Annotated in this window: 3 protein-coding genes; all 3 read left to right on the top strand. The window is 30.9% G+C overall.

The window, feature by feature from the left end:
• Positions 1-72 (top strand): hypothetical protein (locus tag HMPREF3131_RS11485; protein WP_256262195.1); only part of this gene is annotated, 72 nt, incomplete at its 5' end.
• Positions 73-103: 31 nt separating this feature from the next.
• Positions 104-1,510: an NADP-dependent phosphogluconate dehydrogenase gene (gene gndA, locus HMPREF3131_RS05330; RefSeq protein WP_000097595.1), complete on the top strand. Its 1,407-nt coding sequence runs from the start codon at positions 104-106 to the stop codon at positions 1,508-1,510.
• A gap of 63 nt (positions 1,511-1,573) precedes the next feature.
• Complete coding sequence (gene zwf / locus HMPREF3131_RS05325) at positions 1,574-3,034, top strand: glucose-6-phosphate dehydrogenase (RefSeq protein ID WP_000360133.1); 1,461 nt, start codon at positions 1,574-1,576, stop codon at positions 3,032-3,034.
• Positions 3,035-3,114 lie beyond the last annotated feature (80 nt).

Genomic DNA, 3,114 nt, shown 5'->3' with positions numbered 1-3,114 from the left:
CAAAATATGTTTGCTTTACTTGGTAAACCAGGATTTGAAGATATGAAAAAAGATCTTGAAGCAAGATTGTAGGTTATAAACTATAAAGAAATGAGAGGATACAATGTCTAGTAATATTGGAATTTTAGGTTTAGGTGTTATGGGGAAAAATCTTGCGTGGAACATCGAGGATAAGAAATATTCTGTGAGTATTCATAGTAGAGATAATAATGAAATTAATGATACTATTCAAAAGTCTCATTATCAAAAGATATATCCTGCGTATAACTTGAAAGAATTTGTAGATTCATTAGAAAAACCCCGTAAAATTTTGTTGATGATTAAGGCCGGGAGTCCTACGGATAATATGATAAATACACTACTTCCGCTGTTAGATGATGATGATATTTTAATTGATGGTGGTAATACAAACTATCAAGATACAATTCGTCGAAATAAAGCATTAGCTGAAAGTGGCGTTAATTTCATCGGTATGGGCGTTTCAGGTGGTGAAGTAGGCGCTTTAACTGGTCCTTCATTAATGCCTGGCGGTCAAGAAGCCGCTTATAATAAAGTCAGTGATATCTTAGATGCCATTTCAGCTAAAGCGCAAGATGGCGCATCTTGCGTAACATACATTGGCCCAAATGGTGCAGGTCATTATGTGAAAATGGTCCATAACGGTATTGAATATGCAGATATGCAATTAATCGCTGAAAGTTATGCAATGATGAAAGACTTATTAGGTATGAGTCATACTGAAATTTCTCAAACATTCAAAGATTGGAATGCTGGAGAACTCGAAAGTTACTTAATAGAAATTACTGGTGATATTTTCACTGAATTAGATGAAAATAATGAACCTTTAGTAGAAAAAATATTAGATACTGCTGGTCAAAAAGGTACAGGTAAGTGGACTTCTATTAATGCATTAGAATTAGGAATTCCATTAACAATTATCACTGAATCAGTATTTGCTCGTTTCATTTCATCCATTAAAGAAGAACGTGTTAACGCGTCTAAATCATTAAATGGACCACAAGCTTCATTTGATGGTAATAAAGAAGAATTCTTAGAAAAAATCAGAAAAGCATTATATATGAGTAAGATTTGTTCTTACGCTCAAGGCTTTGCGCAAATGAGAAAAGCGAGCGAAGATCACGAATGGAACTTAAAATTAGGTGATCTTGCAATGATTTGGCGTGAGGGTTGTATCATTCGTGCACAATTCTTACAAAAAATTAAAGATGCTTACGATAATAATCCAGAACTTGAAAACTTATTATTAGATCCATACTTCAAAAATATTGTTACAGATTACCAAGAGGCATTAAGAGACGTCGTAGCAACAGGCGTTAAAAACGGTGTACCAACACCAGGATTCTCTGCAAGTGTGAACTACTATGATAGTTATCGTTCTGAAGATTTACCTGCTAATCTTATCCAAGCACAACGTGACTATTTTGGTGCACATACTTATGAACGTAAAGATCATGAAGGTGTGTTCCACACACAATGGGATGAAGAGTAATATAATTACTGTTACGGAATGAAAACCAGAAACTAGCTAATCAAGTAAAAGGGGGGAACTGCTTTGGATAAAAATTTATCATCATTAATAACAATATTTGGCGGAACAGGAGATTTAAGTTACAGGAAATTGCTACCTTCTATTTTTAATCTTTATAAAAAGGGTCACTTTAAGAAATTAGTTATCATTTCTACGGGTTTAGAGGATATAAGTGATGAAGAATATAGAAGTAAAGTAAAACAAATTTTATTAAGCCGAGAAAATTTTGAAATGGTGAACTTATTTTTAGATAACATATTTTACTTTCAACAAAATGTTGAAGATAAAACAAGTTGGAATAAATTAAAGGAACTTTCCAATGATATTGATAAAAAATATTGTTTGGATGGCAATAGATTATTTTACTTAGCAATGAATCCTCAATTTTTTAAAATTATAACTCAAAGCATAAGCCAATCAGGTCTTTCTGATACAAATGGATTTTCAAGATTAATAATCGAAAAACCATTTGGAAAAGATTTGAAATCTGCTGAAGACTTAAATAAACACATAAGACAGTATTTTAAAGAAGAAGAAATATTTAGAATAGATCATTATCTAGGTAAAGAGATGGTGCAAAATATTGAATCTTTACGTTTTGGTAATACAATATTTGAACCATTGTGGAACAACAAGTATATATCAAATGTTCAAATAACTCTATCGGAAACTTTAGGCATTGAAGATAGAGGCCAATACTATGATTCTACAGGAGCGCTTAAAGATATGGTGCAAAATCATGCACTACAAATACTTACTCTTATTGCTATGGAGAAACCCGAAAGCAGAAATAGTAAAGATATTAGACTAAAAAAAATCGAACTTTTAAACAATATAAAATTTTTGAAAGGGGCTGATGTACACAAATATTTTGTTAGAGGACAATATATTAATGGTATTATTAATGAAACTCCGATAATGTCATATCATGAAGAAAAAGGTGTTGATAGTGATTCAACAACAGAAACATTTGTAGCAGGAAAAGTACTTATCAATAATAGAAGATGGGAAGGGACTCCATTTTATATTCGTACGGGGAAACGCTTAGGTAAAAAAGCAACAGAGATTGTTATAGAATTCAAAAAAAACAATAATACATTAAGATATGAAAATAATAATGAGGATACTGATTGTAATTTACTGGTAATAAATATAGAACCTAATGCCAAAATATCACTATATATTTATGAAAATAAATCAAATAGAAATAATAGAAGTCATAATATGAAAATTTATAACTCAATAGATAAAAACCAAGTAGTGGATGCTTATGAATCACTTATATGTGATGCTTTAATAGGAAATCAAACTAATTTTGTACATTGGGAAGAACTTAAACAATCATGGGAATTTATAGATTATATAAGTACTGAATGGAAAAAATCTAACGTAACAATACCACAGTATAAACCAGGAAGTTTTGGACCTAAAGAAAGCGATCAATTACTTAAACAAGATAACTTTGAATGGTGGAATAATCTATAAAACGTAAATATTGCAAAACACTATATAGGAGGAGTTAAATGAATATTCTGGTTCTGTTGCAAAGTTAGAAAAATATAGCT

The organism is Staphylococcus sp. HMSC14C01 (assembly GCF_001808085.1).
Classification (GTDB): Bacteria; Bacillota; Bacilli; order Staphylococcales; family Staphylococcaceae; genus Staphylococcus; species Staphylococcus hominis.
The sequence above is the reverse complement of the archived record's forward strand: the minus strand, read 5'-3'. Positions and strand labels throughout refer to the sequence as shown.

Coding starts and splice junctions, on each gene's coding strand:
- gndA (WP_000097595.1), top strand. CDS start 104: ATGTCTAGTAATATTGGAATTTTAGGTTTAGGTGTTATGGGGAAAAAT.